The organism is Streptomyces sp. NPDC019890 (assembly GCF_044903445.1).
Lineage (GTDB): Bacteria > Actinomycetota > Actinomycetes > Streptomycetales > Streptomycetaceae > Streptomyces.
Window position 1 is genome coordinate 1 of record NZ_JBJDQK010000086.1, and the last position, 1,782, is coordinate 1,782.

A 1,782-nucleotide genomic window follows, 5' to 3' on the forward strand; every position below is an offset into this window, starting at 1 on the left:
CCGAGCTGCTCGGGGCCCACCCCTCGCGCTGCACCGTCTACGAGGACAGTGACGAGGGCGTCGAGGCGGCCCACGCGGCGGGCATGACTGTCATCGACGTACGCCCGTACACGGGCATCCGCTTCCGGTCCGGCACCTGAAGCGGGCAAGACCACGCTCGCAGGCCGCATGATCAGCCACCTGGCCACCAGCAGCGGCCTCAACGTGGTGGGTCAAACCCACCGGGTTGGGCGGGCTCGCCGACTCCCTCTCCCACCGGCAGGCCGGCGCGACGGCCACGGTCGGTCTCATGGACGCTCGAGCTTCTGCCGGAAGTCGGCCCGGCTCACCCAGTCGCCGTTGTGCGGACGGCCCGTCAGGGAGCCCGGCGCCGCTCTGTCAGACCGCGACGTCGGTCTGCCGAGTACGCCGGATGTGGAGCGCGGACGCGACGACGGCGAGCAGTGCGCCGAGGGCGGCGTACAGCCCGAGGACCCACAACGGCTGGGTGAGGGCGTGGCCGGAGAAGTAGATCGTGTTGCGTACCGCCGTAGTGCCAGCCCCCGGCGGCAGCCAGTCGCCGATCGCCCGCCAGAACGGCGGCAGGAGCGCGGCAGGGTAGGCACCGCCCGCGCTGGGGTTGCCCAGGACGACGAACAGGACGATGGTCACGCCGATGCCAAGGATGCCCCACAGCACCTGGAAGGCGACGGTGGTCGCGGCCGCTGCGAAGACGACGAGCGAACCGAGCGCCCACAGCGCGGCGAAGTGACCGGTCAGCGCGCCCAGTACCGGATCTGCGATGATCGCGCCACCCAGGCCGGAGAGGACGCCGTACACGGCGAGGGTGCCCAGGCGGATGAGGGTGCGGTGCAGGTTCGCGGGGCGAGCGCCGCCGGCCATGCCGAGGATGGCGGCGGCCAGGTAGCCGCCGACGATCCAGCCCAGCACCAGGTAGAAGGACGACATGCCCCGGCCGTCGCTGGCGGCCGGCGGCCGGATGTCGCTCACCGTTATCTGCCTCTTCTGGGCCTGTTCGACGCTCTGGGCGATCTGGGCGGCGGTGGAGGAGACCGCGGGGCCGCCCGCGGAGGCGACGAGCAGGGTGTCGGTGGTGCCCTTGGGGTTGACGATGACGGCCGCGTCGACGGTGCGGTCGAGGATCTGGGCGCGGGCCTGCCCTTCGCTGCCGACCGTGTGGGCCTCGACGGTATCGCCCTTCATGGAGTTGAGTTGGTCGACGACCCGGTCGGCCGCCTGGGCGGGCGCGACGACCGCGACCGGTATGCGGTGGGGAGTCGGTGCGTGGAAAGCGCCGATGTAGGAGAGGACGAACCCCAGTTGGAGGGCGAGCACGCCGACGACGAGCAGCACTCCGCGCATGCTGACGGCGTCGCGCAGTTCGGCGGTGAATCCGTGGGGCTTGGTGGCTTGCGGCGTTTCGGAAGCGGCGGCGGGAGGTCCGGAGGTCATCCTGTGGTGTCCTTAAGGGTTCGGTGTTCTGGGCTCGGTCGTTCGGTGTCCGGGGCTCGTGCCCGGTGCCGGGTGTTCGGTGTCGGAACACGGATGCGGGAACGGGGCGGCGGGATCGGTCCGCCCGGCGGCCGGCATCGCCTTGGGGGCGTCCGCCGCCAGCGGTGCGGTGTCTCGCACTCGGGGGCGTTCGCTCACCCCGCAGCGTCGTCGGGTGCGGGTCTCGCGGTGTGCGTGCTGTCGGCTGTGAGCAGCCCGGTCAGCAACCGCCTGAGCCACAGGCGGGTGCCTTCCAGGTCCTCGTCGAGGAGCAGTTGCGCCGTGACGCCT

General features: G+C 71.8%; 1 protein-coding gene. It reads right to left on the reverse strand.

Features of this window, described 5'->3' with window-relative positions:
• Positions 1-378: 378 nt before the first annotated feature.
• Positions 379-1,452 carry a DUF3533 domain-containing protein gene (locus tag ACI2LP_RS34365; RefSeq protein WP_404728460.1) on the reverse strand — a complete coding sequence of 358 codons (1,074 nt, stop codon included), beginning with the start codon at positions 1,450-1,452 and terminating at the stop codon, positions 379-381.
• Positions 1,453-1,782: the final 330 nt, after the last annotated feature.